This window comes from Pandoraea pnomenusa (assembly GCF_000767615.3).
Classification (GTDB): Bacteria; Pseudomonadota; Gammaproteobacteria; order Burkholderiales; family Burkholderiaceae; genus Pandoraea; species Pandoraea pnomenusa.
On the sequence record NZ_CP009553.3, the window covers coordinates 1,024,388 to 1,050,658 of the forward strand.

Here is a 26,271-nt window from a genome sequence, read left to right on the forward strand (position 1 = left end):
TAGCGATTTTGTCTTGCCATGTCGTTGCGTCGTCGTTTGGATCAACCGCAGCGTCCGCCGGCACGATGACGCCTTGCCACGCCTAGCCCGGCCCATCGCTGGCCGCCGCGAGAAGCGGCACGATCAGATCGCTGATCGGCGTCGGAATTCCATGAGCGCGACCGTATCGTTGCACGACGCCATTGCGGCAATCCCACTCGAGCGGGCGATTCCCCTGCCGGTCGGCAAGGATCGACGTCCCGAGATCGGGCGGCGCCCGGTGGAACCCATCGACGATCGCACGCGGCACGTCATCGTCCAGCTTCGCACCCTCGGCGCGGGCGACTTCGAGACACTCCCGCAGGTAAGCGAGCGACAATGCGGTGATGTCGCTTCGCGAGAACATGCCCGCGCGACGCCCCGTCAGCACCATGAGGCCCGCCACCGCGTTCTGCAAGAGCTTTCGCCACGCGAGCGTCACGAAATTTTCCGCCACCTCCACCGAGCATCGCGTGCCGCCCAATGCCGAGACCACGCTTCGGCTTTCCGGCACATCGGGCAGCGTGATCCGGGGACTTGCGCGCAACCACACCGACGCGTCGGATTCGCGCTGCGCGGGAAACCAGACGACCGAAGGCAGGACAGTCGCGCCTGACGCATACGGTGCGAAGGCGGTCTTCTGCTCGACGCCGTTCTGCAACACGCAGACAACCGATTCCGCATGGCAAAGCGCGGAGATCCAGGGCGCCGCGCTTGTCACCTGCGTCGCCTTCACCGCGATGAACACGAGATCGAACTTGTCTTTCACCGCCCGGGGATCGGTCACGACCGGTCCGGGCACGACGATCTCGCCGTCATCATGGCGCAGCACCAACCGCTCGTGCGCCGAGCGGCCGCAGATCATCGGCGTGCGTCCCGCCTCATGAAGGGATGCCGCCACTGTCGTTCCGATGGCGCCCGGACCGACGAGGGCGACAGAGGGGAGGTCTCGCGTTGTCATAGGGTTCATCCGGTTCGATCATCTGCAAGGTGAGGGCGCAGGGCCAGGGCAAGAGGAACGATCGCCAGGGCGGTGAGCGCGGTCGCGTAGGTGGCCGCCTGCACGCCGATGCCGTCGCCCAGAAAGCCGTAAAGGACCGGCGATATCGCGCCGGACGCAATCGTGCCCGTGTAGAAAATCGCGAATGCGCGCTCGGCGCCTTCGGGCGCCGTCAACTCCGGAACGGTGCCGTACAACACCGACGATGTGCCATTGAGCATCATGCCCAGCATCGGCAGCAGCACCATGGCGAGGGGCAGCGGCAGGTAGATCAGCGCGACGATACTCACAGCGGTGCCGCCCTCGGTGAACAACACCGTGCGCACCACCCCCATGCGCGCGCCCAGCCAGCCGCAGACGAACTTGCCCGCCGCGCCGCCAACGAAGACCAGCGCGAGCGCCGTTCCAAGAAGTTTAGGCGAGATGCCCTTGGCCTCCAGCAGGAAAGGCAGGAAGGTAAGCAGCCCCATGCGGACCGCCGTGTCCAGCACGCCGATGGAAAACAGGGTGGAAAATCCGCGCTTTCCGGTACCTCCGCGATCACCGCGTTGCCCGGGCGGCGCTTCCGCTTCCGCTTCCGCCGCCGTGCCGGCGCTGCGGGGGACGGCGGGAAACATGAGTACGATGACGGCCGCAACAATGGCGCCCATGGCGGCGACGATCCATAGCGCGTGTCGCCACGACATTACTGTCACGAGCACCGAAATGGCCGCCGGAAGGATCGACTTTCCGAGGTCGCCGGAGAAATTGTAAAGACTGAGCGGACCTCTTGCATCGCGTCCGAAGGTGCGCGAGACGGCGCCCGATGCGATGGGGTGCTGCGTGCTCGATCCGCTGCCCGAGATCGCCAGCGCCACGCACAAACCGATCAGGCCGCCGGACATGCCTGCGATGGCGTAGCCGAGCGCGGCCAGGAGCGTACCGCTGGCAAGCGTGACGCGACTGCCCAGTCGCTGTGCCAGCCATCCGGCGGGCAACTGCAATGCCGCCATTGCACCTGCGTAGATGCCGCGCAGGATCGCCAGAGCCGCAAAGTCGAGTCCGAATTCGGACTGCCACACCGGCAGCAGCGCATAGATCATGTCGGTGTAGCCGTCGTGCATGGCGTGCGCAACGCAGGACAGCCACAGCACGCGTGGTCGTGATGGCATGGCCTCCTGAGCAAGCGGAGGGGAAAAAACCGGCAGGCGCATCGTTATTCTCTCCGGGCGAGCGGGGGCGGATTGTCATCGAAAGCCGCTCGCGCTGTCACTTTCTGGCTCGATGTGGAAAATTCTATGGCCGGGATGCCCGATAGTTCAATTGAGCTAAAATCGCGTCAATAGAGAGAAAAAGTCACGTCATGAATGCGAACCCAGGCGCTTCGAAGTCCCGCACCGAGTTGCCCCCGCTCAACGCATTGCGTGCCTTCGATGCGGTTGCGAGGCATGGCAGTTTCGCGGGCGCGGCAGCGGAACTGCACGTGACGCACTGGGCCATCGGAAAGCAGATCCGGTTGTTGGAGGACTGGTTCGGCCTGCCGCTGTTCGACCGTCGGCCGCGGGGTGTCGTGTTGACCGACGAGGGCGCCGCGCTGCTGAGCGACGTGAGCAGTGCGTTCGAGTCCCTCGGTACCGCGGTGGTGCGGTTGCGTCACAACACGGCCAGGCAGCGGATATCCGGGGTCGTGCGGGTGAACGTGCCGATGAGTTTTGCGTTCTGCTGGTTGCTGCCGCGATTGGCCGATTTCCACTCGCGATACCCGGACATCGACGTCAGGGTGTCGACCACATCGCGCAGGCTGCGCTACGTCGCCGACGCGTTCGATATCGGGGTTCGTTCCGGTCCGGAGCAGGGTGCGGGGGTCGTATCGCGGCCGTTGATGCCCGACGTGCGCATCCCGGCCTGCAGTCCCGCGTTGCTGCGCCGGCATCCGATTCAGCACGTGGCCGACCTGCGTCAACATACACTGCTCCACTCCGCGACGACACGCGCCGCCTGGTCTCACTGGTTGAAGGAGGCGGGCGCTCCCGATCTGCGAGCGGCGCGTCACGTCGAGTTCGATCACGTGAATCTTCAGTTGGGCGCAGCCATCGAGGGACTGGGCGTGGCGCTGGCGTCGCTGCCGCTGATCGCGCGCGATCTCGCCGAAGGGCGCCTCGTGTGTCCCATCGCGTCGCCCGCATGGCGTGCCGACGACTACATGCTGGTGACGAACGCCGACCGCGCCGACGATGCCGCCGTGTCCGCTTTCGAGCAGTGGATGAAGGACATGGCGATCCATGAGGCCGGACCGGCTCGTCAATTGCAGAACATCGCAAGGCCCTGACGCGGCAGGTCTTACGGCTTTCACGAGAACGTCGCCCCGAGGGCGCGACTATGCTTCGTACTGCAAATCGAATCCCCCATTGACCCGACCAATCCGCGCGAACCCGAGTTCGCCGAGATGCATCCCGGCGATGCGCAGGCGTTCGGCGCTCACACGATCCAACAGGCGTGAACGAGTGACGGCGGCCAGCGATGCGTCCTGATCGAAGGCGATGGAAACCTCGGGGCGCTGAATCTGGATGTGCGGGAAGTGCACCACGTCGCCCCAGACCAGCAGGCCCTCGTCGCCCGATTCGACCACATAGCCCGTGTGCCCTTCGGTATGTCCCGGCAATGGCATCGCGTGAATACCGGGCGCCACCTCGCCGTCGTCGAAGAGGCAAAGCCGGTCGCGATATACGTCGAACGCCGTGCGTGCGATCAGAAAATTCCCGCGTGCGCGCTCGTTGGCCCGGTTGAGATTCGCGTCGTCCTGCCAGAATGCGATTTCCTTGCGATGCACCACGAGCGACGCGTTCCCGAAGGCCGCGTGCCCTTCGCTGTCCACCAGTCCGCCGACATGGTCCGGATGGGCGTGGGTGAGCAGTACCGTATCGATGCTGTCCGGCTGGACGCCGGCGCGCCTGAGATTCGCCACCAGGCGCCCACCCCATTGCCGGATGCCGCCGGCGCCGGCATCGATGAGCAGCGTGCGGCCCGCGCCGCGCACGACGTAGCTATTGATGTGGATCGCGCCGGGTTCCGTCTGTCCCGCGGCGCGCTGCATTCTGGACGCGTCTTGCGCGTCGATGTTCGAAAGAAGATCGAGACTTGCGGTGAGATAGCCGTCGCTGATGGCAGTGATCGTGAAGTCCCCGACGTGTTGTGTGGGGAAAATGGCGCTATTCGACATATCGGATCCGTTCATCGTTGGCGACGCGCGAGCGCGTCGGCGTGTGTGAGCTGCTTCGTCATCGGTGCATAAAGACAGACGCCATTCGCGATCCGACCGGCGCGCTGCAGTGCTTGCGCCATTGTCCGCGGCAGTACGGCGAGCCAACGTAGCGCCGGAGATTTCTCGAGTGCCACGGCGCGCATGGCCAATGGTTCCAATCCCACGGCATGCAGGTGCTCGGGGCCGCGCGCGTCGAGCGCGAGGCATTCGTCGACTTGCACGGCCGGCGCCGGCCCGATGCCGCCGTACAGATTGCGGTGCCAATCGGTGATGTGCGGCTGCCACTTCGCGAAATTGCCGCCGCCTTTGCGTCGATACTCCTCGCCGTGCAGCACGTCGATTCCGTGCACGGTGTGAAGCGCGAGATAAGTCGGGCATCCGTCACTGATCGCCTTGAAGCGCTGCGATGTGTGAAATCCCGACACGCCAATGAGCGCCGGCAGTTTCTCGAGACTGTAGAAGTCGTTCCATTCGGCTTCGCAAGTGGGGTCGGCGAAGCTGCATTCGACGGTGTAGATCATTGACGGGTTGGCGCGGATAACGCGTGTTCATTGCGGTAACGTAATGCTAGGCTCCAGATTTCCGTCAATAAATCGAATAATGCTCAGGCTTCAGTGACATTTGCTCAAGCTGAAGGCGACCCACCCTGTACCCGCGAGACATTCATGAGCCGAAAGATTCCGAGCAATTCCGCGCTTCAGGCCTTCGAGGCGGCGGCCCGGCATGGCAGCTTCGCGCGCGCTGCCGAAGAGTTGTCGCGTACGGAGGGCGCGGTCAGCCGCCAGATCGGGCGGCTGGAGGCGTTCCTGGGCGTCACGTTGTTCGAGCGCATCGGCAACCGCGTGCGGCTCGCGCCCAATGGCGCTCGCTACGCCGGGCAGGTGCGCGAGATTCTCGACCGGCTCGAGCGCGACAGTCTTTACCTGATGGGGCAGCCCAGCGAGGGTGCCAGCCTCGACGTGGCGGCAAGCCCGACGTTCGCGATCCGCTGGCTGATTCCCCGGTTGAAGCACTTTCACGACAAGCATCCGAACATCACGGTGCACATCGCCGAACGCATCGAGCCGTTTCTTCTGGCGGGAAGCGGCTTCGACGCGGCGATCCATTTCGAGCACCCGGCATGGGCGGGCATGCATGTGCATGCGTTGATGGAAGAAGTGCTGGTGCCGGTGTGCAGTCCGGCGCTGCTCGCCGGCGCCGGCAAGCACGTCTCGCTCAACGCACTGCCTCGCCTGCACCGACGTCAGAATCCGGATGCCTGGCAACGCTACGCGCAGGAGTTCGGCATCGCCCTGTCCAACCCGGCGGTGGGCGCGCGGTTCGATCTTCACTCCATGCTGATCGAAGCCGCCATTGCCGGTCTTGGCGTGGCGCTGGTGCCACGTCTGTACATTGCCGCGGAAGTGGAGCAAGGCCGCCTGGTCACGCCGTGGCCGGACAGCCGCGCGGTCACCAAGCGCTTCTGTCTGGTGCTGCCCGACCCCATCGAGTTGAGCGCGTCACCGATGCAGGCGTTCGCCAGATGGTTGCTCGACGAGGCCAGTCATCTGACGCCCTGATCGCGACCCTCGGCGCGTGTCGCAGCGGACATCGAAGATGACGGCCTAATCGGCCCGAATCGCGTGGCGATGCCGTCGCTGGGCGAAATGAAGACGTCGATGGCCGGCATCGACATGGCCGGAGCGGCCGAGATGGATGCAGGGTACCACCGCGCGATTCGCAGCGATCCGTACGGACTCGCCGCGTTCGCGCCACGCGGGCTCAACTCGGTGAGGCTGCGGATTCCTGAGCGCGACGCAGACGCTCGCGGCTGTTTGTGAGGTGCGTGCGCATTGCCGCGCGCGCCGCTTCCGGGTCGCGTCGCGCAATGGCGTTGTAGATGTCTTCGTGCTCGCGGTTCACGCGATTCAGGTACGACACCTGGTCGTCGTCGGCCAGCGCGGCGGAATTCACCCGCGTGCGCGGAATGATCGTGTTGCCGAGTTGCTCCAGAATGTCGTGGAAGTAGCGGTTGCCGGTGGCGTTGGCAACTTGCAGGTGAAATGCCACGTCGGCGGTCACGGCATTGCCCGTGCGCTGGCGCACATGCATTTCGAAGTCGTCGAGCGCCTGGCGCATCAGCTTGAGTTGCGTGTCCGTGCGACGGTTGGCGGCCAGCCCGGCGGCCTCCGTCTCGAGCGAGATGCGCAGCTCCAGGATCGCCATCACGTCGAGCATGGTGAGAATGCTGTTGGTATCGACCTGAAGCGCGTTCTCGCGCGGCGCCTCGAGCACGAAGGTGCCGATGCCGTGACGCGTCTCGACCAGCTGCGCTGCCTGCAGTCGCGAGATGGCCTCGCGTACCACGGTGCGGCTCACGCCCAGACTTTCCATGATGGCCGACTCGGTCGGCAGCTTGTCGCCCGGGCGGAACGTGCCGCTGCGAATCTGCTCGGACAAGGCGCTCACGACCTCTTCGGTGAGGCTGCGGGACTTGCGGCGAGGGCGAGCGGGCAACGAGCTGGACATGGACATGGCGTCGGTTCGAATGTGGAGAGCGTAAAAAAACGCTCCCAGTTTACCTCATCGACCGTCGCATACATACGACAACCGATAAGAATCGACCGCCAACGCCACGGCCCAGTCCACATCAGGCGTCGGCGGTCGAAAATGCTGCCTCGTGCGACTTCTCGCGACCCTTCGGATCGATCCGGGCGGCACGCGCACGGCGCCGCCCGGATCGTATTGCGAACACCCTGGCGCGTCAGAAATCGACGCGTACCCCCAGCATGCCGACGAACTGCGAACTCGTGGCCGACGGCGTGCTGTTCTGCGAATCGCCAACCACCGGGCCGGCGTTGATGATGCTCGTGGCGTTTGCCGCGAGCGACTTGCCGTTCGCGTGTTGCCACGCCTCGAGCGCGTACAGCGACGTGCGCTTCGAGAGCGAATAGACCTGTGCGAGCGAGATCTGGTGATAGGTCGCCGAATCGGTGATGCCATTCGCCTTGGACGCGGCCGTGTAGCTGTACGCCGCCGCCAGGCGCCACTGCGGCGACGCCGTCCACGACGCATGCACGCCCGCCGTGTTGAAGATCGCCGTGTCGTGGAAGAGCGACGCCGCGCCCGGCTTGTACTGCACGTTGCTGTAGGTGGCGCCCAGCGTCACGCTGCCGATCGTATAGATGCCGGCCACCGCGATGTGCTGCAACGAGTCGGCGGTGACGTAGCCCTGATTGACGGCCGACGTGCCCGGCACGCCTGTCGACGCGCTGTTCCACGTGGTGCCGCCACCGATGTTGTTCAGGCGCAGGTACCCGGCCGCCAGCGACAGGGGGCCGCCGTCGTAACGCAGCGCGCCGGAGAATGTGTTGCCCTTGCTCATGGCGCCGGCCTGTCCGCCGAAGCCGTATTGCACGCTCGCGGTCACCCCCCAGAGCAGCGGCGAGGTGTACGTGACGGAGTTGTTGATGCGAATCGTCGTGTCCAGGCCGTCGATATCGCCCGGGTGGGCACCGGTCGCGCCCGTCACGTAAGACGTCGGGCCAATGGTGCCGACCATCAGGTAGTACGGCGAGTACTGACGGCCGATCGTCACCGTGCCGACCCGGTCGTTCTTCAGGCCGACGAACGCCTGGCGGTTGAACATCACGCCCGACGAACTCATTGTGCCGTTATTGACGTCGAACCCGTTTTCCAGCTGGAACAGCGCCTTGGTGCCCCCGCCGAGATCTTCCGTGCCACGCAAGCCCCAGCGGCTGCCCGCGAGGTTGCCGTTGCGCAGATACGTGTTGGAACTGCCGTTCTGGTTGCTGCTGTACGTCAATGCGTCGTCGACGATCCCGTAGAGCGTCACGTTCGACTGCGCGAATGCCGGCATGGCGCCGACAGCGAGACCGGCCCATACCAGCCCGGCAAACCGTTTCGAATGTCTCACGACTTCTCCTCTTCTGATGTGTTTTCGTTGACTTCCTGTGAATCGCTGATGCGTGCTACCGGTACTAAAAACGGGGTGCCTTGCCGCTCCAGTCGGGGCGGTACTTGCGCATCTGGACCGCGTCGTTGCGCGTGCGCAAGCCGCAGCGCAGGTACTGCTCGTGCAGCCTGGCCAACTGGTCCGGGTCGATTTCGAGGCCGAGCCCGGGCGCCCGCGTGAGGGCGACCGCGCCGTTGCGAATGGCGATCTTTCCGCCGCGCACGACCTCCTCGTCGGGGGCCTGCCATGGGTAGTGGGTGTCGCAGGCGTAGGACAGGCGCGGCACGCTCGCGGCCAGGTGGGTCATGGCCATCAGGCTGATGCCGAGATGCGAGTTGGAGTGCATCGACAGGCCGAGGTCGAACGTCTCGCACATCCGCGCCAGCGTCTGCGTGTCGCGCAGACCGCCCCAGTAGTGGTGGTCGGAGAGAATGATCTGCGCGCCGTTCAGGCGGACGTTCTCGCGGAACTGGCGCAGATCGGTCACGACCATGTTCGTGGCGAGCGGCATGCCGGTCTCGCGATGCAGCTGCGCCATGCCCTCGAGTGTCGGGGTCGGGTCTTCGTAATACTCGAGGTCGCCCGCGAGTTCACGCCCCATCGCAATCGCGGTGGCGAGCGACCAGTTGCCGTTCGGGTCGATGCGCAACGGCTTGTCGGGGAAGGCGCGCTTGAGCGCCTTGAGGCATTTCACTTCCTCGGCGGGTTCGAGTACGCCGGCCTTGAGCTTGATGCTGCCGAAACCGTAGGTGTCGATCATCGTGCGCGCCTGCGCGACGAGTTGTTCGGCGTTCAGCGTCTCGCCCCACGGATCGGACGCATAAGGCGCGTCGATGTGCTGCGCGTACTTGAAGAACAGATAGGCGCTGTATTGCACCTCGTCGCGCACGGCGCCACCGAGCAGTTCGACCAGCGGAACACCAAGGTGACGTGCCTGCAAATCGAGAAAGGGGACCTCGAAGGCGGAGTAAAGCTTCTCGGCGTCCTTGCGCGGATCGGTGCCAGGCGCGAGTTCGTACTCCACGCGCTCGCCGCGCACACCCTGGCGAACCACTGCCGCGACCCGCTCGCGCAGGCCGTTGGTGTTGAACGGGTCCATGCCGATCAGGCTCTCGCGAGCGTTCTCGAGCAGCGCCAGCATCGGCGCGTCGCCATAGGTTTCGCCCAATCCGACATGCCCGTTGTCGGTCTCGATTTCGATGATGGAGCGAAGCGCGTACGGCTCGTGAATGCCCGCCGCGTTGAGCAGCGGCGGATCGCGAAAAGCGATCGGGGTGATCGTGATGCGTTGGATTTTCACTGCGGCGTGTCCTCGGACCCCACCGGCCGCGGAGCCATGGTGAGGTGTCGTCTTAGGGTTGCGACGTAGCTTTTACGTCATCGTATGACTGGCCGTAATTTAGTGAGCGGCCGATCATTCCTCTATCAGTAATATCCCTGATCGAGGGCATGAAACTTCGTTGAGATCGCTGATAAACGCCTGAATTATCGGGGTTGTCTCGCCCTGTTAGGGAAATCTCTGAGGCGATTCGGCATGTCTTCCGATTGCAAATTCGCGACCTCAGTCATATGATGACTTACGAGAAATTCAACGCAAAGAGGAGACAGCATGGCCTTCAGTCGCAGGGGATTCTGGCAACGCACGCTTGGCGCACTGGCATGTGCCGCCGCATTGGGGAGCATGGCGGGTACCGCGACCGCCGCGCCGGTCGCGCTGAACATCGTGGATGTGGCGGGCAACCTCGCGCTCACGCAAAAGGGCTTCGAGGCGTTCCGCGACAAGTATCCGGATCTCGTTTCCAGGATGACGTTTACCAATGCGCCCGCGCCGCAGTTGCCGGGCAAGATCAAGGCCATGCAGGCGGCCGGTCGCGCCGATATCGACATCGTGCTCACGGGCACCGATGCGCTGGCCGCGGGGATACAGCAGAACCTCTGGCAGCGCCTGCTGCCCGACTACAGCGCGAAGCTGCCGGGCGTGCTCGACAAGTACCCGCCCAATGTGCGCGCGATGCAGGATCTCTCGAAGGGGTACGGACTGACGGTGACTTTCATGCCCGCCGGTCCGCTCGTGGAGTACAACCCGGCGAAGGTGACGCAGCCGCCGAAGACGCCCGCCGAACTGCTGGCCTGGTGCAAGGCGAACCCGGGCAAGCTGATATACGCGCGCCCGGCCAATTCGGGCCCGGGGCGCACGTTCCTGATGGGGCTGCCGTATCTGCTCGGTGACAAGGACCCGCACGATCCGATCAAGGGCTGGGACAAGACCTGGGCGTTCCTGAAGGAGCTCGATTCGTGCATTCCGTACTATCCGGGCGGCACCTCGGCGGTGATGAAGGAACTGGGCGAGGGCAGCCGCGACATGACGCTGACCGTCACGGGCTGGGACATCAATCCGCGCGCGCTGGGTATCGTGCCGGCGAGCTTCCGGGTGCAGGCATTCGACAAGCTCACGTGGGTCAACGACGCGCACTACATGGTGGTTCCGAAGGGCGTGTCGAAAGAGAAGATGGAGGTCATTCTCAAGCTCATCAACTTCATGCTCGAACCGGCCCAGCAGGCGCTGACGTATGACGATGGCTACTTCTATCCGGGTCCTGCGGTGAAGGACGTGCCGCTCTCGGCCGCCCCGGCGAAGAGCCAGGAAGTGATCGCGAAGTACGGCCGTCCGGAGTACGCGAAGCTCATTGCCGACTACCCGCACGCCGTGCCGCTCGACGCGACGGCGATGGTCGCGGCGTTCCAGAAGTGGGATGCCGAGATCGGTGCACTGAAATCGAAGTGATCGGAGCGATCGGAGTCGTCAATGAAGCACAACTTTCAACATCTGCGTCTCGATAGCGTCGCGCGCAGTTTCACCAACGCCGAGGGGCAGTCCGTGGCTGCCCTGAACGGCCTGGACCTGACCATCGAGCGCGGCGAGTTCATCGCCTTGCTCGGGCCGTCGGGCTGCGGCAAGTCGACCGCGCTCAACTGCATTGCCGGATTGACGCCGCTCACGGGCGGCGCGATCTGGCTCGACGACGAGCGTATCGACGTGCTGCCCAGCGAGAAGCGCGGCTTCGGCATGGTCTTTCAGAACTACGCGCTGTTTCCGCACATGAGCGTGCTCGATAACGTCGGCTTCGGCCTGCGCATGCGCGGCGTGCCGCGCGCCGAGATCGAAGCGCGCTCGCGCGAAGCCTTGCAGCTCGTGCAGCTCGTCGGCCATGAGCGCAAGTTGCCCGGCCAGCTCTCGGGCGGACAGCAGCAGCGCGTGGCGATCGCCCGCGCCATCGTGATCGAGCCGCCGGTGGTGTTGATGGACGAGCCGCTCTCGAACCTTGACGCCAAGCTGCGCATCGAGATGCGTGCCGAGATCCGCCGCATTCACGGCAAGCTGGACCGGGCCACGATCTACGTCACGCACGATCAGGACGAAGCGCTGTCGATGGCCGATCGTATCGTGGTGATGAAGGAAGGCGTGGTCCAGCAGATCGGCGCGCCGCGCGATGTGTACGCGCGCCCGCGCAATCTGCATGTGGCGCGCTTCATGGGCTATCGCAACGTGCTCGACGTGTCGATCACCTCGGCACAGGGCGATCACGCGCGCGTGTCGTGCGGCGACGCGTCGTTCGACGGCGTGCTCATGGAACCGCCGGGCACCGGAGGCAAGGTCAGCGTGGCGATCCGTCCGGACGACTTCGAGCGCGCTCCGGCGGCCAACGACAACGCCTTCGAGGCGGTGGTCGAGACGGTCGAGTACGGCGGTCGCGATTCGCTGTTGCGCGTGGCGTCGCCGTTCGGCCAGCTCTATGCACGCCTGCCCGGCGACTACGCGGTCGGTGAGCGCGTACCGCTGTGCGTGCCGGCCGAACGCACGCTCGTCTACGCAGGGGAACGCGCATGAGTACCGTGGCACCCTCTGCCGGCGTCTCGATGACGCCGGCCCCACGCTTCGACGGCCGTGGCTGGCTGGTCGCGCCCGCGCTCGTATGCCTGGTGGCGATGTTCGTGTACCCGTTCGCCTACGGCCTGTTCCTGTCGTTCCAGCCGATGGACGGCGGTGGCGTGTTTGCGAACTATCTGAAGTTCTTCAGCGAACCGACGCTGTGGCCGACGGTGCTCATCACGCTCAAGCTCGCGGTGCCCGCGACGCTGATCAACGTGGGGGCGTCGGTGCCGGCGGCCTTCGCGCTTCGCAAGAGCACGCGGGCGTCGAAGTTCGTGACGATGTTGCTGGTGGTGCCGGTCACGCTCGGCACCGTGCTCATCGCCGACGGCATGCTGACTTACTACGGGCCCAATGGCTGGTTCCCGCAGGCGTTGCACGCCCTGGGCTTGTATCACGACGAGGTTCGTCTCACGCACAACTACTGGGGCGTGCTGATCTCGCTGGTGATTTCGGGATTTCCGTTTGCATTCCTGCTGATCCTGTCGTACGTGACGGGCATCGACCCCACGCTTGCGCGCGCGGCCGGCACGCTCGGCGCCGGACCCTGGCAGCAGTTCCGCCTGATCTATCTGCCGTTGCTCGTGCCGGGGCTGACGATGGCGGCATGCCTGTCGTTCGTGCAGGCGTTTTCGGTGTTCCCGTCGGCCGTGCTGCTCGGGGTGCCCGCAGGCGCCACGCGCGTGGTGTCGATCGCAGCCTACGAGGCGGCGTTCGAAAGTTATGACTATTCGCTCGCGTCGTGCGTGGCAATCGTGATGGGCTTCGTGCAGTTGCTGATCGTGGCAGGCATGCTCGGCGCGCGCCGGGCGTTCTACAGCGGTCCGACCACGGGAGGCAAGGGATGAACGCGACGAAAAAGCCTTTGGCCGGTACGCTGGCCGCGCAGAATGGAGACTTCATGACGACCCCTTCTTCCGTGAGCCCGGCCGCCGCGGTGCCCGCGTCGCGGCATAAGATGCGCCGCGAAGGGCCGGGATCGCGTCTGTGGCGCATGCTGGTGTGGGGCGCGATGATCTTCTTCCTGGTCAACGTGGGGCTGATGATCGCGACCGTGACGATGAACTCGCTCGCCACCCGTTGGTTCGGCACGCCGCTGCCCGAGGGTTTCACGCTGCATTGGTACGCGCAGGCGTGGCGGGACTTCCAGTTGGCGGACGTGCTGTGGGTGACCGTCGAGGTCGTGGGTGCCGTGGTGCTGTTGTCGATCGCACTGGGCGTGCCTGCGGCGTACGCGCTCGCGCGTGCGCAGTTCCCCGGCAAGAAGCTCGCGATGCTGGTCTTCCTGTTGCCGCTGATGGTCCCGCCGGTCACGTACGGCATCCCGATGGCAACGGTGCTCTACAAGGTCGGACTGGGTGGCACGCTGACCGGTGTGATCCTGGCGAACCTCGTGCCATCGCTGCCGTTCGTGATTCTCGTGATGACGCCGTTCATCGAGCAGATCGACCCGAATCTCGAAGCGGCGGCGCGCATCTTCGGCGCCAACACTTTCAAGTATTTCCGTCACGTGTTGTTGCCGTTGCTGGTGCCCGGCATTCTCGCGGCCGGACTGCTGGTGCTGGTGCGCACGATCGGCATGTTCGAACTAACGTTCTTTACCGCGGGGCCGGACACGCAGACGCTCGTGGTCGCGCTGTACTACGCGGTGTTCTCGACCGGGGTGCGTGCGCCACAGTCCATTGACGCAATGGCGATGATCTACATGGCCATCACGCTGCTGTGGGTGCTGATAGCGTTGCAGTTCGTAAGCCCGACGCAGCTCGTCAGCCGGGTCAAGGAGGCGCCCAAGGGCGAGTGATCGCAGCAAGGCCGGGCTTGTCCGGGCAGTGGTGCCCGGACAACGGCATTGCGTTCGGTCGGTATGTTGCGTCGCAGCAGAAAAATATCGACCGACGCGGGGAATAACACGTGCGCGGCAGGCGTTCTGAGAGTGTCGTCATCGACATTCATCCAAGGAGCCAATGCCATGAACCAACGTCAATCGATGTCCGCCGTCCTGTCCGCGCTTGTGGCCGCCGCCGGCCTTCTCGGGGCCGTCGCGGCCCACGCCGAGGCCCCGCTCAAGGCAATGAGCGGCATGCTGGTCGACGGCAAGAACCACACTGTCTACACCTTCGACAAGGATGTGGCAGGCAGTGGCAAGAGCGCCTGCAACGGCCCGTGCGCCGAGGCCTGGCCGCCGGTGATGGCACCCGCCGGCGCGAAGGCCGAGGGCGACTACACCATCGTCACGCGCGACGACGGCACGAAGCAGTGGGCCTATAAGGGCAAGCCCGTTTACTTGTTCAGCAAGGACACCGCGCCCGGCGAGATGAAGGGGGACGGCTTCAAGGACGTGTGGCACGTCGTCAAGCCCTGAGGCGCCAGCGAGCGGGCGCATGGCGCCCGTGCGGCGTGGAGTGGGAACGTGAGGGCGGTGTGGGCGGCCATCGATGCCATGCGGCGCAGTGCAGCGCCGCGCCGGCTCGATATAATTTCGCGGCAGGCGTTGGCGATGCGCGCTGACGATGCTTCGCGCCGGCTTGCCGCCGCGCCTCCTCCGTCAGGACATGCGCCGATGACCGCCCAGGATTTGCCGAGCCTGCTACCGGATTTGCTGCCACGCCTCTGGGCGTTCGCGTTGCGCATTTCGGGCGACCGCCACGACGCGGAAGATCTCGTGCAACGCGCCTGCGTGCATGCCCTCGAGCGCACGCATCAATGGCAGCCGGGTACCTCGGCCCTGAGCTGGATGTATCGCATCGTGCACACCACGTGGATCAACGAGATCCGCGCACGCCGTGTGCGCTCGCGCGGCAGTCTCGCCTGGGAGGACGCCGACGTCGAGACCGTCCCCGATCTGCACGCCTCCACGCCCGAGGACCTCGCGAGCTATCGCCAGGTGTTCGGCGCTGTCGACAGGCTGCCTGAGGCGCAGCGGCTCGTGATGCTGCTCGTTGCCGTGGAAGGCATGTCTTACCACGAGGCGGCGCTGGTGCTCGACGTGCCCGTCGGCACCGTGATGAGCCGGCTCTCTCGCGCACGCCGCGCCATCGGCGAGCAATTCCGCCAATCCGGGGAACATGGCCGCCATGCCCCCGATGCCGGCGCTTCCGGCAGTTCCCGCAGTTCCGGCCCGACATTCGGTGCACGAGAGGAGGACGCGTGATGAACGAAGACGATATCCGCCTGCTCGCGTACGTCGACGAAGCGCTGTCCGCCGAAGCGCGAGCCGACGTGGAGGCGGCCATCGCGGCGTCTCCGGTGCTCGCTGACGTGGTGGCGTCGCTGCGCGCGTCGCGCCTGCCATATCGGGCGACGTTCGCGGCGCAAGTGATGCCGCCGGTGCCGGAACGGCTGAGCGCCGGGCTCGACGCGTTGTTGCGTGAGCATGCGCAGCGCCAGACGTCCGCGGCCCGGACGGAGGCGGCGAGCGAGCTGCCCGCGAGCGGAAAGCACGATGACACGCGGCGAACGCCCGCGGCCAACGAGCCTCGAGGGGGCCGGCGGGTACGCGCGTGGTGGTTGGGCGCTGCGTTTGCGGCCGGCGTGGCGGCCACCGTGGTCGCGTTGCCGATCGTCTCCGGCGTGCTGTCGCGACCTGGCGAAAATGCCGGTGCCGGTCCGATGACCACGGCCGCCGTTGACGCACCGCCGAAATCGCCGCAGGGCGTGACATGGGTGCGTGCGGCGGCCGACTATCAGCAGCTGTACGTGCGCGACACCGTTGCCGACTTGCCGGTGGAGGCGCGCGATGTCGAGCAGACGGTGCGAGACATCCGCCAGAGCGACAGCCTCGACATCCGCGTGCCCGACCTGACCGCGCAGGGGCTCTCGTTCAAGCGCGTGCAGCGCCTTCGCTGGCAGGATCGGGCGCTGGTGCAGATGGTCTATCTGCCGCACGTCGGCGATCCGATCGCCTTGTGCGTGGTGCGTGACGGGCGTGCGGATCAGGGCGTGGCCGAGCAGACGATCGACGGCATGGGCGTGGTGACGTGGCGCAAGGGCAAGCTCGGTTACGCGCTCATCGGCGCGCCGGGCAGTTCGGTCGATCTGAAGGCGGTGGCAAAGGCGCTCGCCGAAGGGGCCGTGGCGCCGTTGTACGGTCTGGCGCTGCCGCCCGATGGCACCGACGGGACCCGGTCGCAGGCGTCCTCGTAAACCGTATCTTTGATCGATGCCGATGCGCGAATTCAACGGGTGACGTCAAGGGGGAGCGTTCAGCCCGCGAGTGCGATACGCGTTGTCGGCGCACGGGACTCGCTGACGGCGTCGAACCGCGCCACTTGATGCAAAACGCCCTCGAATCGAGGGCGTTTTGCGCTGCGGCCGGTGCTGCGACGCCGGCCCCTGTCGGGGCCGCGCGGTCACGCCTGCGAGCGTACGCCGTCGCGAAGGCGCCACAAGCCGAGCGGATTGCCTTCCTTGAGGGCGTCGGGCAGTAAGGCGTCAGGTAGATCCTGATAGCACACTGGACGCAGGAAGCGGTCGATGGCCGACGCGCCGACTGAGGTGAACATCGCGTTCGACGTGGCGGGGAAGGGGCCGCCGTGCACCATGGCATGACAGACTTCCACGCCCGTGGGGAAGCCGTTGGCGAGAATGCGTCCGGCGCGACGCTCCAACCCCGGCAACAGGCGGCGCGCGATGGCGGTGTCGCCGGCATCGAGTTGCAGCGTGGCGGTAAGTTGGCCTTCCAGACGTTCCGTGATGGCGATCATTTCGTCGACGGTGTCGCAGGCGATGATCACCGAGGCCGGCCCGAAGACTTCGTCGTGCAGTGCCGGCGTCGCCAGAAATGCCGCCGCCGTGGTGCGGAACAGCGCCGCTTGTCCCTGGCACGCGCCGCCCGTCTGGCCCTTCGCGAGCAGCGTCACCTCGGATTCGCCGGACAGCCGCGCCACGCCGGTGTCGTACGCCCGGTGAATGCCCGGTGTGAGCATGGTGCCGGCGGCCTTCGCGCCGAGGGCTTCGGTCGCGACGGCGCAAAATCGCTCGAGCGACGCACCCGACATCGCCAGCACCAATCCGGGATTGGTGCAGAACTGACCGACGCCCATCGTGAGCGAGTCCACGAAGCCCCGGGCGATGGCGTCCGTGCGCGCGGCCAGGGCTTCCGGAAGCAAGTACACGGGGTTGATGCTGCTCATCTCGGCATAAACGGGAATCGGCACCGCACGCGCTTGCGCGATGCGTTGCAGTGCGAGCCCGCCCGTGCGCGATCCGGTGAATCCCACGGCCGCGATCGCCGGGTGCGCGACCAGCGCCTCGCCCACGGCCCTTTCGCCGACGAGCAGCGAGAACACGCCTTCCGGAAGATCGAGCTGCTGCACGGCCGAGCGTACGGCGCGCGCCACGAGTTCCGACGTGCCGAGGTGGGCCGAGTGCGCCTTGACCACGACGGGGCAGCCCGCCGCGAATGCCGACGCCGTATCGCCGCCGGCCACGGAAAACGCGAGCGGGAAGTTGCTTGCGCCGAACACCGCGACGGGGCCGAGGCCGATCTTCGCCAGCCGCAGGTCGCTGCGCGGCATCGGTTCGCGCGCCGGTTGGGCGGGATCGACGGTGGCATCGAGGAAGTGTCCGTCGCGCACCACGCGCGCAAACAGACGCAACTGGCCGACCGTGCGGCCACGCTCGCCTCGCAGGCGTGCAACAGGCAGACCGGTCTCGGCATGCGCGCGTTCGATGAGCGCGTCGCCCAGATCGAGAATCGCCTGCGCCACGGCCTCGAGAAATTGCGCGCGTCGCTCGAGCGGCAGGGTGCGGAACGGATCGAACGCTTCGCGGGCCAGTTCGCACGCGCGCTCGACGTCCTGCACGGTTCCCGCGCCGAACGCGGGGGCGAGTCGCTCGCCGCGCGCCGGGTCGAATGCTTCGAGCGTGCCCGCACTGCCGCGCACGTCGGCGCGACCGATCAACATCTCTCCAGTGATCTGCATGCCTGTGCTCCTTAGCCTTCGACTTGCTTGATGAGTGCGTCGAGGGCTTCGACTTCCTGCGGCAACAGGTCGGTCAGCGGCGCGCGCACCGGACCGGCGTCATGGCCGACGAGCTTCGCTCCTGCCTTGACGATACTCACCGCGTAGCCCGGGCAGCGATTACGGATTTCCAGGTAGGGCAGGAAGAACGTGTCGAGCAGGCGGCCCATGGTGGCCTGATCGTTCTCGCACACGGCGCGGTAGAACGCCATGGCCGTTTTCGGAATGAAGTTGAACACGGCCGAGGAATACACCGGAACGCCCAGCGCGCGGTAGGCCGCGGCATAGACTTCCGCCGTGGGCAGGCCGCCGAGATACGAGAAGCGCTCGCCCATGCGGCGACGGATCTGCACCATGCGCTCAATGTCGCCCACACCGTCCTTGAAGCCGATCAGGTTGGGGCAGGCGTCGGCCAGGCGCTCCAGCTCGTCGGCGCCCAGTTTCGAATTGGCGCGGTTGTAGACGATCACGCCGATGTTCACCGACCGGCAGACCTGTTCGACGTGAGCGGCAATGCCGTCGAGGCTCGCCTCGGTGAGGTAGTGCGGCATGAGCAGCACCCCCTTGGCGCCGAGGCGCTCGGCTTCCTGCGCATAGGCGATCGCCATGCGCGTCGGTCCACCCGCACCGGCCAGGATCGGCACCTTGCCCGCGCAGGTATCGACCGCCGTCTTGATCACGGCGCTGTAGTCCTGCGGGGTGAGCGAGAAGAATTCGCCCGTGCCGCCCGCCGCGAAGAGCGCCGTTGCGCCGAACGGCGAGAGCCACTCCAGGCGCGCGGCGTAGCCACGGGCATCGAAGTCGCCGTGGGCGTCGAAGTCGGTCACGGGGAAAGACAACAAGCCGTCGGAGACGATCTGCTTGAGTTCTTGAGGTGCGGTCATTTCAAGAGTTCCTGTCGGCAACAAGGCCGGATTCGATGAAGAAAGATGGCGCTCAACCAGCGCTCGGCGCTTAGTTATATGTCATCGTATAACATGTGATGACGCCGGACAAGAGGGGGCGGTGTCGAACGGCAGTGGGATAAACCCGGAAACAACAGTGATGGAGGTTTTATAGGCGTTTGCCCTGATCCTGTCGGAACCGTTGCAGCATATGGGACCGGCCCAACCTTGGATGTATGATGACGCATAAGTGATGCTCGGTTGAGCCAACATCAACGACAACCGACCCCCGGTCGAAACCGGGCAACACGACCGCGCACACGGATCGGCGACGGCGCAGTGCACGACGCATCGGCCGCATCAGACGCATCGGACGGGAAAGGCGGGAAGGACGGGAAGGACGGGAAGGACGGGAAGGACGGGTAGGCTGGGGAGGGCGAAACGCCATCAGGGATGCCATCGGGTGGCGTGACTCTCCCGCTGGCGCACCGCCGCGCGGCCCGCCTTGGGGCCTGGCCGAGGTGCGCGTCCCAACCTGGCGTGCCGTGGGCGCTTAGATCCCGGCCTGGGTTTGTGCCAGCCCGAACTCGAGCATGGCAGGCACGAAGCAGTGATTGAGCGTGTCGCGGCGCGACAGCTTCGTGAGTACATAGCGACGAAACGGCGTGAGCGTAGCCCAGTCGCCGACGTCGGGTGGCAGCAAGTCGGCCATCTCGCATTGCCTGAGCAGCCCCGGGGGCAAGGCGTTCGTATCCTGCCATGCGGTGGACGCGGCATCCTCGCAGCGTTCGACCGCCTGTCCGAGATGGTCGCGGGCGATTTCCGCCAGCCGCGCCGCGAAGTCATCGTCGCCGGGCACGCACGACGCCAGCGTATTGCGCGCTTCCTGCGGCAGGCGCTGCCAGTCGGCCAGCGAAAGATGCAGGCCGTTGCGATCCAGATTGAAGCGGATCGCCATCGTGATGTACTTCAAGTTCTCGCACGCTTCGATCTCGAAAACGAAGATCGGCAAACGCTGATAAAGATGCATGGCTGGCACTCCCCGTGTGGCGACGTATGGCGTGCGAACGATTGTACTCGCGCGGCGTGGCGCGTCGACCGCGCTGCGTGTGAATGGCGCCGCGGCGTCTTCCGAAAATCGACTCGCATGCATGGGAAAAATCTCAAATTTTATTTTGACGGGGAACCTGGGCGTGGCTCGATATGCGTGAAGCGGAATGGCGGAAAGCCTTGATGGGCGGTGAATGTGGCGCGCGCGCGGGGCGAGTGACGGCATGACATGTGAAAGATCCTAGAGTCTGGGTTCTTTCCGAAAGCTGCCAGCGCTTCCTAAGGTGGGCATTCTGTGTTTTTCCGCGTTTCGACAGGAGCCGCCATGTCGTCCAAATCGTCGCCGATGCCATTTCCCTTTTTGCCCGTTGTGCTCCCCCCTTCCTCGCCCGCGAAGGCGGCGCGGCGGGAACGAATGCCTGACGGTCCCGCGCGGGCTTCCGGCGCTGGAGGGAGGGCAGCGGCGCGTCATGGCGCCGAACGCATGGCGCCGCCCCCGCGATGGACGAGGACGGCATTCGGGCGTTCCGGGTGGAGGTGGTGCGTCGTACGGCATCCGAAGGATTGACCCTGCTCGGGGCGATCGTCCGATGAGCGCCGTTCCCGAGAGTGGTGGAACGCCGGCCCGGCGCGACGTGCCCGAGGCGGGCCACGACGCGGTCTGGATGATCGCTTCGCCCCATGCGCGTTGGGCCAGCGCCTCGGGCGACGTTCAGGCGCTGAGCGTCGCGTCGGACGAGGTGTGCTGTACGCTGCACGGCGCGCCCGCCGATACCATGACATGGCTCGAACGCCTTCGGCATGGCGTACTCCTCACGCACGCGCCGGCGCCGGGCACCTGGCTGGCGACGCTCGTCGACGAAGGGCTGGTGCAGGCGCTGCCCGCGACGCGCGACGGCACCGTGACGGCCTTCGGCGAGATCTGCGACGCCTGGGTGCGCGGCATTTTCGCCGCGCCGTTCTGGACTCGCTTTCTCGCGGGCGAGTCGAGTGAGATCCAGGTGCTGGCATTTCTTGCGCAGCTCTATCATCGCGCCGCGGGGCGGACGTCCACAATCGCATTGCGGTCGAGCGCTGCACCGACATGGCGTTGCGACCGCTGTTGCTGCGGCAGTATCGCGAGCAGCGCGGGCAGGCCACGATGCTCGCGGCGGGCCTGCTGCGATGCGGTCCCGCCGCGCGAACGTTTCTCGACAGCGGGGCGTTCGACACCACGCACGCCCTGATCGATTTCATCATCGGGGCGGCGGGCGACATGGCGTCGTACGTCGGGTGCTGTGCGCTCTGCCAGGCACCGGCGACCGTGCGCGCGGTCAGCGAAATCGAGGCACAGTTCGATGCCCTCGCACAACGGTACCCCTCGGCTGCCGACGGATTCGCGGCGGTCTGCGCGCACGCGAAGCACGACGCGAGCGTCAGCGCCAGCGTGCCGTTGCTTGCGCAATGGGTGACCGAGGCGGGCGAGCCCGATGCGGCGTCGCGTCTTCGCATGTTGCGCGGGGCACGCGGCGTGGCCGCGGCTTATCGGGGGATGTTCGACGCGCTGCATCGTCTCGACGAAGATATCTGAGTCCGGGGCGCCGTTCATGCCCCCGAATGGGGCATGCGGCTCGTATAATGGCGTCCCAACGGCGGGGGCGGTTGCGGCTCCGCGCCGCCCGCCCCCTGACCATGACGACCCAACTCGCCTACCTCGCCGCGCTCGGCGCCGCCCTCTGCTGGGCCTGCAGCGGCATGATCGCCATCACGCCTGTTCGCCGGGCCGGCTCGTTCCCCTTCAATTACGCCCGCATGCTGCTGGTCTTCGCGATGCTGCTCCTTGCGCTCGCGGTGCTGCGCGGCTGGCCGTCGCTCACGCTGGAACAATGGCTGCGGCTCGCGGCGTCGGGCCTGATCGGCATTCTCGTGGGCGACACGATTCTGTACACCTCGCTCGGCCGGCTCGGGCCGCGCCGCAATTCGATCATCTTCGCGACGAACGCACCGATGACCGCCGTGCTCGGTTATGCGTGGCTCGGCGAGTCGCTCGGATGGCGCGCGGTGGCCGGGGTGGCGCTGGTGACGGCGGGCGTGGCGCTGGCGATCGCGTTCGGCGGACGCCGGGACGATGCGCACCACTGGGAGTCGGTACGCGGCGATGTTCGGGTAGGGGTGGCGATCGGACTGACGGCGGCGTTGTGCCACGCCATCGGCACGTTGATCGCCAAGCCGGTGATGGCGGCGGGCGTGGACCCGGTTGGGGCGTCGGCCATTCGAGTGGGGGTGTCGGCGCTGGGTCTCACGATCGTCGCGGCACGGCGTGGGCGCGCCGTCTTCGCCAATTTCACGCCCGGTACGCTGGCGCTTACGGCGGCGTCGGGCTTCGTCGGCGTGGCCGTCGGCATGACGCTGCTGCTCTATGGCATGGGGCATGGCAACACGGGCGTCATTGCAACGCTCTCGGCGACCACGCCGGTCATGGTGCTGCCCCTGCTGTGGATTCGCACGCGTCAGCGTCCGGCGGCAGGCGCGTGGTGGGGGGCGCTGATCGCAAGCGCCGGCGTGGCGCTGATCTTCAATCGATGAGGGGCACGCGGTAACTCGACGCGTAGCCACCTCGATCGGGCGGCCACGATTCGGCACCCCGGCGCGGTATTGACATCCGGCGCGCGCATCGCGATGCGCGCGAGGGGCGCCGAGTGCGCTAGCGCGTCATCGGGGACTGCAAGGCGTCGCGGGTCTGATGCGGCGCTTCTTCAGTGAGTTGCGGCGGCGACACGGGCGGCGCAATGCTCGGGCGAGCGACGCTCGGCGTGAGCAGGCGGCGCAGCCATGCGGCCAGGCGCTCGAAGATTCCCGGATCGTCGTTGAACAGTTCCGGACGCAACACCCGCAGGTACTCCAGAATCTGTTCGGCCTCCTGAGTGCCGACCGACCCGTAAATCACCGCCAGGTCCAATAGCGCACGCAATTCGCCGAGCTTCTCGCGGGCTTGCAGCGGGCGCACCGACTCGACGGCGCGCTTGGCCTCGAAAACGCGTTCGCGAAGCACCGAAGCGGTGCGCCACGCGGGCGTTTGCAGGGTGGCTTCGAGCGCGCGCAGGTCCTGCGCCGAACTGACGATCTGACCGGCGAGCGATTCCACGATGCGCTCCTCGCCTTTCGCCTCGCGCACGATGCCTTCGGCCCAGCGGCTTGCCTGGCGCGACATGTCCTCGCGCGTCCACTCGGGGCGAGAGACGAAATAGAACCCGTGCTGGCGCGCCTGATTCAGGATGATCGAGACGACGTCGGGGAATTGCTTGTCGAAGGTGCGTTTTGCCCAGGCGTAGTGGCCGCCGGCGAGCAGTTGCGCCACGGCGGCTTCGGTGAGCGGCACGGTGCTGTCGAGCAAGCGGGCGCGCAGGAAGTCGTCGAACGGCGGCGGGGTGAAGTGGCGATCGACGGCGGCGCTGATGCGCACGAAGGCGTCGAAATCCTTCCTCAGGTCGGCGAGGGCGGTATCGGAGAGGGTCAGGGCGATGCGGCTCATCGTGACGGACTCCCGGTCACGGCCGCAGCGCGCGGGCGCGCGGGCGCGTGTACGCCGGCCGGTGCGGCGTCTGTCCGAGTGCGGCAAGCCACGGGCGCTGTCGCCGAAGCTCGTGCCACGTGCATCCCCATTGCGCGTGAAGTCATTTGCAGCGATACGTAAGCGTTGCGCTGCGGTCGTGGCCGAGCGCTGTGAAGATGGCCGGATGGGCACACGAACCGGCGTCCCGGTGTGCGGGGTCCCATGGCAAATATGGCGGCGATGCTAGCGTACGCATCGCCACGCATGCCGACCGGGCGCCACGAAAATTCAAAATCTCCGGTGCGCGCGGCAGGCGTCTGGATGGGTCAACGGCAGATCGGCGGGAAAACTTTAGCGACGGCCGGTCATTTTTCTTCGCTGACCGGGCGCAGCAGGTAGACGGCGAATCGCGCCCGGGCGTCGAGCCAGACGCGCTCGACGTCCCAGCCTGCGGAGGCGGCCAATGCCCGGAACTCCGTTTGTCCGTACTTGTAGGAGTTCTCCGTGTGGATGGACTCGCCGGCGGCGAAATCGAAGCGACGGCCGAGCACCGTCGCCTGGAACGGGCGCTGCGCCACCAGATGCATTTCGATGCGGCTGGCGCTGGCATTGAAGCGGGCTTCGTGGCGGAAGGCGTCGAGCGGCAGGTCACCGTCCAGCTCACGGTTGATGCGCGTGAGCACATTCAGGTCGAATCGTGCCGTCACGCCACGCGCGTCATCGTAGGCCGGCAGCAGCACCGCGGGGTCCTTGCAGGCGTCGACCCCCACGACCATGCGGCGGCGCGGGCCGAGCATCTTGCCCACGTGGGCGAGGAATGCCGCAGCCTGCCCGGGCGCGAAATTGCCGATCGTCGAGCCGGGAAAGAAGCCGAGTCGCGGACCCTGCGTGTTCTGCAACTGCGGCGGCAGGCGGAATGGCCGGGTGAAGTCGGCGCGCACCGGCAGCATGGGAATGCCGGGGCAGCGGCGCGCGAGCGTGGCGACGGCGTCGTCGAGGAAGTCGTCGGCGATGTCCACGGGCACGTAGGCGCGCGGCGTGACGAGGGCATCGAGCAGCAGCGGCGTCTTGCGGCTCGAACCGCTGCCGAATTCGACGACCACGGCGTCGGGGCCGATCACGTCGGCGATGGCTGCCGCGCATTCGCCGAGCAGCGCGGTTTCGGTGCGCGTCTGGTAATACTCGTCGAGGCCGGTGATTTCCTCGAAGAGTTCGCTGCCACGCCGGTCGTACAGCCAGACACTGGGCAGGGTCTTGGGCGTGTGGCCGAGACCGGCGAGCACGTCGGTGGCAAAGGCGTTGTCCGGTAACGACGGGCAAACGAACGCCGTGGCTTGGGTAGCTTGCGACATCAGCGGTCCTCCGCGAGCCTCAGGCCGCTGAATTGCCAGCGCTGATGCGGGTAGAAGAAGTTGCGGTACGTGGCGCGTGTGTGGCCGGGCGGCGTGGCAACCGAGCCGCCGCGCAACACGAACTGTCCGCACATGAATTTGCCGTTGTATTCGCCGACGGCCCCCGCCGCCGTGCGGAAACCCGGATAGGCGACATATGGACTGGCGGTCCATTGCCATACCGGGCCAAAGCATTGCGTCATGGCGGTCGACGTGGATGATGCCGCGTTCGCCGCGACCTCCCACTCCTGTTCTGTCGGCAGACGCTTGTCCGCCCAGCGGGCGAAGGCGTCGGCTTCGAAGTAGCTCACGTGCTGGACTGGCGCGTCATCGTCGACGGGATGCATGCCCGCGAGCGTCATCGATTGCCACTGGCCGTCGCGCAACTCCCAGTAAAGCGGATGGCCCCAGCCTTCGCGCTGCACGGTTGCCCATCCGTCGGACAACCACAGGCCGGCCATGCGGTAGCCGCTGTCTTCGATGAACGCCCGCCACTCGCCATTGGTCACCACGCGCGAGGCGATGGCGAAGGGGCGCAGCAGCACGTCGTGCGCGGGGGTTTCGCAGTCGAAGGCGAAGTGCTCGTGCGTCGCGCCTTCATGGCCGACGCGGTATCGTCCACCGTCGTGCTCGATCCATTGCAGCGGACCCGCGGGCTCGATGCGGCGCGGCGAAGCGAGGTGTGCGGGGCGCAGCGGATTCTGCGCGAACAGATGCAGCAAGTCGGTGTGCATCAGTTCCTGGTGCTGCTGCTCGTGATGCAGGCCGAGTGTCACGAGGGCGGCGACATCCGGATGCAGGTCGGCGTGCAACAGCAACTCGTGCATGGCGGCGTCGACATGACGGCGATAGGCGAGCACGTCGTCGAGTGTGGGGCGCGTGAGCAGTCCGCGCTGCGGACGCGGATGCCGCGGGCCGGCCGCCTCGTAATACGAGTTGAAGAGATAGGCGAAGCGCGGATCGTAGGGGCGGTAGCGCTGGCCGCCGAGGTGCGCGGGCTCGCCGAGCAGGAAGGTTTCGAAGAACCAGGTCGTGTGGGCGAGATGCCACTTGACGGGGCTCGCATCGGGCATCGACTGCACGGTGGCATCGGCATCCGACAGGCCTTGCGCGAAAGCGACCGACGCGGCTCGCACGGCATCGAATCGTTCCGGCAGCGACGCGGTGGACGTCAATACGCGGATCGACGGGCCGTCTCGCGCGGTGCGGGATCGGGGGGCTTCGGGGGAGGCGCCGGAGGGCGCCTCGGCTTGCGACGTACGACAGGGCAGGGTCATGGGACACACCGTACTGTGAAACGTGCTGC

25 protein-coding genes are annotated in these 26,271 nt (G+C 66.3%); 12 read left to right on the forward strand and 13 right to left on the reverse strand.

Features of this window, described 5'->3' with window-relative positions; genetic code table 11:
- Window positions 1-82 precede the first annotated feature (82 nt).
- Both LV28_RS28725 and LV28_RS28730 read right to left on the reverse strand, forming a co-directional pair.
- Window positions 83-979, reverse strand: a complete 897-nt coding sequence (locus tag LV28_RS28725) for an oxidoreductase (protein ID WP_023594438.1) — start codon at window positions 977-979, stop codon at window positions 83-85.
- Window positions 980-984: 5 nt separating this feature from the next.
- The gene (locus LV28_RS28730; protein WP_038618651.1) at window positions 985-2,211 is read right to left on the reverse strand and encodes an MFS transporter; all 1,227 of its coding nucleotides are present in this window, start codon (window positions 2,209-2,211) and stop codon (window positions 985-987) included.
- A gap of 149 nt (window positions 2,212-2,360) precedes the next feature.
- On the opposite strand from LV28_RS28730, the gene gcvA reads away from it, so the two are divergent.
- The gene (gene gcvA / locus LV28_RS28735) at window positions 2,361-3,326 is read left to right on the forward strand and encodes a transcriptional regulator GcvA (RefSeq protein ID WP_023872192.1); all 966 of its coding nucleotides are present in this window, start codon (window positions 2,361-2,363) and stop codon (window positions 3,324-3,326) included.
- Between the two features lie 48 nt (window positions 3,327-3,374).
- On the opposite strand, the gene LV28_RS28740 is transcribed toward gcvA, so the two are convergent.
- The gene (locus LV28_RS28740; protein WP_038621535.1) at window positions 3,375-4,217 is read right to left on the reverse strand and encodes an MBL fold metallo-hydrolase; all 843 of its coding nucleotides are present in this window, start codon (window positions 4,215-4,217) and stop codon (window positions 3,375-3,377) included.
- Between the two features lie 11 nt (window positions 4,218-4,228).
- Window positions 4,229-4,780 (reverse strand): hypothetical protein, encoded by a 552-nt coding sequence (locus tag LV28_RS28745; RefSeq protein ID WP_023594442.1) that lies wholly within the window; start codon window positions 4,778-4,780, stop codon window positions 4,229-4,231.
- Between the two features lie 144 nt (window positions 4,781-4,924).
- Here LV28_RS28745 and LV28_RS28750 point away from each other — a divergent pair, with 144 nt between their 5' ends.
- Window positions 4,925-5,818: a LysR substrate-binding domain-containing protein gene (locus tag LV28_RS28750; protein ID WP_038618646.1), complete on the forward strand. Its 894-nt coding sequence runs from the start codon at window positions 4,925-4,927 to the stop codon at window positions 5,816-5,818.
- Window positions 5,819-6,020: 202 nt separating this feature from the next.
- On the opposite strand, the gene LV28_RS28760 is transcribed toward LV28_RS28750, so the two are convergent.
- From LV28_RS28760 to LV28_RS28770, 3 genes are all read right to left on the reverse strand, one after another.
- A complete protein-coding gene (locus LV28_RS28760; protein ID WP_024788599.1) occupies window positions 6,021-6,767 on the reverse strand; it encodes a FadR/GntR family transcriptional regulator in 747 nt (248 codons plus the stop codon).
- A gap of 235 nt (window positions 6,768-7,002) precedes the next feature.
- Window positions 7,003-8,175: a porin gene (locus LV28_RS28765; RefSeq protein ID WP_023872191.1), complete on the reverse strand. Its 1,173-nt coding sequence runs from the start codon at window positions 8,173-8,175 to the stop codon at window positions 7,003-7,005.
- A gap of 64 nt (window positions 8,176-8,239) precedes the next feature.
- Window positions 8,240-9,514: a glucarate dehydratase family protein gene (locus LV28_RS28770; RefSeq protein WP_038618640.1), complete on the reverse strand. Its 1,275-nt coding sequence runs from the start codon at window positions 9,512-9,514 to the stop codon at window positions 8,240-8,242.
- Between the two features lie 381 nt (window positions 9,515-9,895).
- Here LV28_RS28770 and LV28_RS28775 point away from each other — a divergent pair, with 381 nt between their 5' ends.
- The 7 genes from LV28_RS28775 to LV28_RS28805 all read left to right on the forward strand — a co-directional run bounded on the left by LV28_RS28775 (window position 9,896) and on the right by LV28_RS28805 (window position 16,288).
- Entirely contained in the window at window positions 9,896-10,999 is a 1,104-nt protein-coding gene (locus tag LV28_RS28775) for an extracellular solute-binding protein (protein WP_223272247.1), read from the forward strand.
- 21 nt (window positions 11,000-11,020) lie between these two features.
- Entirely contained in the window at window positions 11,021-12,103 is a 1,083-nt protein-coding gene (locus tag LV28_RS28780; RefSeq protein WP_023594449.1) for an ABC transporter ATP-binding protein, read from the forward strand.
- On the forward strand, window positions 12,100-12,993 hold the full coding sequence (locus LV28_RS28785; protein WP_023872190.1) for an ABC transporter permease: 894 nt from the start codon (window positions 12,100-12,102) through the stop codon (window positions 12,991-12,993). The genes LV28_RS28780 and LV28_RS28785 overlap by 4 nt, the downstream gene beginning before the upstream one ends.
- A gap of 110 nt (window positions 12,994-13,103) precedes the next feature.
- The gene (locus LV28_RS28790; protein WP_255315228.1) at window positions 13,104-13,946 is read left to right on the forward strand and encodes an ABC transporter permease; all 843 of its coding nucleotides are present in this window, start codon (window positions 13,104-13,106) and stop codon (window positions 13,944-13,946) included.
- 168 nt (window positions 13,947-14,114) lie between these two features.
- A complete protein-coding gene (locus LV28_RS28795; RefSeq protein WP_023594452.1) occupies window positions 14,115-14,507 on the forward strand; it encodes a COG4315 family predicted lipoprotein in 393 nt (130 codons plus the stop codon).
- 198 nt (window positions 14,508-14,705) lie between these two features.
- On the forward strand, window positions 14,706-15,296 hold the full coding sequence (locus tag LV28_RS28800; protein WP_038618634.1) for an RNA polymerase sigma factor: 591 nt from the start codon (window positions 14,706-14,708) through the stop codon (window positions 15,294-15,296).
- A complete protein-coding gene (locus LV28_RS28805) occupies window positions 15,296-16,288 on the forward strand; it encodes an anti-sigma factor family protein (RefSeq protein ID WP_048806437.1) in 993 nt (330 codons plus the stop codon). The genes LV28_RS28800 and LV28_RS28805 overlap by 1 nt, the downstream gene beginning before the upstream one ends.
- A 206-nt stretch (window positions 16,289-16,494) precedes the next feature.
- Here LV28_RS28805 and LV28_RS28810 read toward each other — a convergent pair whose 3' ends face one another.
- From LV28_RS28810 to LV28_RS28820, 3 genes are all read right to left on the reverse strand, one after another.
- A complete protein-coding gene (locus LV28_RS28810) occupies window positions 16,495-18,069 on the reverse strand; it encodes an aldehyde dehydrogenase (NADP(+)) (protein WP_038618631.1) in 1,575 nt (524 codons plus the stop codon).
- Between the two features lie 11 nt (window positions 18,070-18,080).
- Window positions 18,081-18,992, reverse strand: coding sequence for a 5-dehydro-4-deoxyglucarate dehydratase (gene kdgD / locus LV28_RS28815; RefSeq protein WP_023594456.1), 912 nt, complete (start codon window positions 18,990-18,992; stop codon window positions 18,081-18,083).
- A gap of 553 nt (window positions 18,993-19,545) precedes the next feature.
- A complete protein-coding gene (locus LV28_RS28820) occupies window positions 19,546-20,022 on the reverse strand; it encodes a nitrate reductase associated protein (protein ID WP_023872185.1) in 477 nt (158 codons plus the stop codon).
- Window positions 20,023-20,632: 610 nt separating this feature from the next.
- Between LV28_RS28820 and LV28_RS28825 the strand changes: the two genes are divergently transcribed.
- The 3 genes from LV28_RS28825 to LV28_RS28835 all read left to right on the forward strand — a co-directional run bounded on the left by LV28_RS28825 (window position 20,633) and on the right by LV28_RS28835 (window position 22,607).
- Complete coding sequence (locus tag LV28_RS28825; RefSeq protein WP_038618628.1) at window positions 20,633-21,268, forward strand: hypothetical protein; 636 nt, start codon at window positions 20,633-20,635, stop codon at window positions 21,266-21,268.
- Window positions 21,269-21,297: 29 nt separating this feature from the next.
- Complete coding sequence (locus LV28_RS28830) at window positions 21,298-21,612, forward strand: hypothetical protein (RefSeq protein WP_155765747.1); 315 nt, start codon at window positions 21,298-21,300, stop codon at window positions 21,610-21,612.
- Between the two features lie 101 nt (window positions 21,613-21,713).
- Complete coding sequence (locus LV28_RS28835) at window positions 21,714-22,607, forward strand: DMT family transporter (RefSeq protein ID WP_023594460.1); 894 nt, start codon at window positions 21,714-21,716, stop codon at window positions 22,605-22,607.
- Window positions 22,608-22,725: 118 nt separating this feature from the next.
- Here the strand turns inward: LV28_RS28835 and LV28_RS28840 are convergent, their stop codons facing one another.
- The 3 genes from LV28_RS28840 to egtB form a co-directional block, all read right to left on the reverse strand.
- Window positions 22,726-23,553, reverse strand: coding sequence for a DUF4088 family protein (locus LV28_RS28840; RefSeq protein WP_023594461.1), 828 nt, complete (start codon window positions 23,551-23,553; stop codon window positions 22,726-22,728).
- A 386-nt stretch (window positions 23,554-23,939) separates the two neighbouring features.
- Window positions 23,940-24,926, reverse strand: a complete 987-nt coding sequence (gene egtD / locus LV28_RS28845; protein ID WP_023872181.1) for an L-histidine N(alpha)-methyltransferase — start codon at window positions 24,924-24,926, stop codon at window positions 23,940-23,942.
- Window positions 24,926-26,242 carry an ergothioneine biosynthesis protein EgtB gene (gene egtB, locus LV28_RS28850; RefSeq protein ID WP_081326815.1) on the reverse strand — a complete coding sequence of 439 codons (1,317 nt, stop codon included), beginning with the start codon at window positions 26,240-26,242 and terminating at the stop codon, window positions 24,926-24,928. Before egtB ends, egtD begins: the two co-directional genes overlap by 1 nt.
- Window positions 26,243-26,271: the final 29 nt, after the last annotated feature.

Bases quoted from the DNA above. Each gene is read 5' to 3' on its own strand.
- LV28_RS28805 (WP_048806437.1), top strand. From the start codon at position 15,296: ATGAACGAAGACGATATCCGCCTGCTCGCGTACGTCGACGAAGCGCTG.
- kdgD (WP_023594456.1), bottom strand. From the start codon at position 18,992: ATGACCGCACCTCAAGAACTCAAGCAGATCGTCTCCGACGGCTTGTTG.
- LV28_RS28725 (WP_023594438.1), bottom strand. From the start codon at position 979: ATGACAACGCGAGACCTCCCCTCTGTCGCCCTCGTCGGTCCGGGCGCC.
- egtD (WP_023872181.1), bottom strand. From the start codon at position 24,926: ATGTCGCAAGCTACCCAAGCCACGGCGTTCGTTTGCCCGTCGTTACCG.
- LV28_RS28830 (WP_155765747.1), top strand. From the start codon at position 21,298: ATGGCGTCGTACGTCGGGTGCTGTGCGCTCTGCCAGGCACCGGCGACC.
- LV28_RS28800 (WP_038618634.1), top strand. From the start codon at position 14,706: ATGACCGCCCAGGATTTGCCGAGCCTGCTACCGGATTTGCTGCCACGC.
- LV28_RS28795 (WP_023594452.1), top strand. From the start codon at position 14,115: ATGAACCAACGTCAATCGATGTCCGCCGTCCTGTCCGCGCTTGTGGCC.
- LV28_RS28740 (WP_038621535.1), bottom strand. From the start codon at position 4,217: ATGTCGAATAGCGCCATTTTCCCCACACAACACGTCGGGGACTTCACG.
- egtB (WP_081326815.1), bottom strand. From the start codon at position 26,242: ATGACCCTGCCCTGTCGTACGTCGCAAGCCGAGGCGCCCTCCGGCGCC.
- LV28_RS28785 (WP_023872190.1), top strand. From the start codon at position 12,100: ATGAGTACCGTGGCACCCTCTGCCGGCGTCTCGATGACGCCGGCCCCA.
- LV28_RS28780 (WP_023594449.1), top strand. From the start codon at position 11,021: ATGAAGCACAACTTTCAACATCTGCGTCTCGATAGCGTCGCGCGCAGT.
- LV28_RS28760 (WP_024788599.1), bottom strand. From the start codon at position 6,767: ATGTCCAGCTCGTTGCCCGCTCGCCCTCGCCGCAAGTCCCGCAGCCTC.
- LV28_RS28810 (WP_038618631.1), bottom strand. From the start codon at position 18,069: ATGCAGATCACTGGAGAGATGTTGATCGGTCGCGCCGACGTGCGCGGC.
- LV28_RS28820 (WP_023872185.1), bottom strand. From the start codon at position 20,022: ATGCATCTTTATCAGCGTTTGCCGATCTTCGTTTTCGAGATCGAAGCG.
- LV28_RS28775 (WP_223272247.1), top strand. From the start codon at position 9,896: ATGGCGGGTACCGCGACCGCCGCGCCGGTCGCGCTGAACATCGTGGAT.
- LV28_RS28790 (WP_255315228.1), top strand. From the start codon at position 13,104: ATGCGCCGCGAAGGGCCGGGATCGCGTCTGTGGCGCATGCTGGTGTGG.
- gcvA (WP_023872192.1), top strand. From the start codon at position 2,361: ATGAATGCGAACCCAGGCGCTTCGAAGTCCCGCACCGAGTTGCCCCCG.
- LV28_RS28745 (WP_023594442.1), bottom strand. From the start codon at position 4,780: ATGATCTACACCGTCGAATGCAGCTTCGCCGACCCCACTTGCGAAGCC.
- LV28_RS28835 (WP_023594460.1), top strand. From the start codon at position 21,714: ATGACGACCCAACTCGCCTACCTCGCCGCGCTCGGCGCCGCCCTCTGC.
- LV28_RS28825 (WP_038618628.1), top strand. From the start codon at position 20,633: ATGAGCGCCGTTCCCGAGAGTGGTGGAACGCCGGCCCGGCGCGACGTG.
- LV28_RS28750 (WP_038618646.1), top strand. From the start codon at position 4,925: ATGAGCCGAAAGATTCCGAGCAATTCCGCGCTTCAGGCCTTCGAGGCG.
- LV28_RS28840 (WP_023594461.1), bottom strand. From the start codon at position 23,553: ATGAGCCGCATCGCCCTGACCCTCTCCGATACCGCCCTCGCCGACCTG.
- LV28_RS28730 (WP_038618651.1), bottom strand. From the start codon at position 2,211: ATGCGCCTGCCGGTTTTTTCCCCTCCGCTTGCTCAGGAGGCCATGCCA.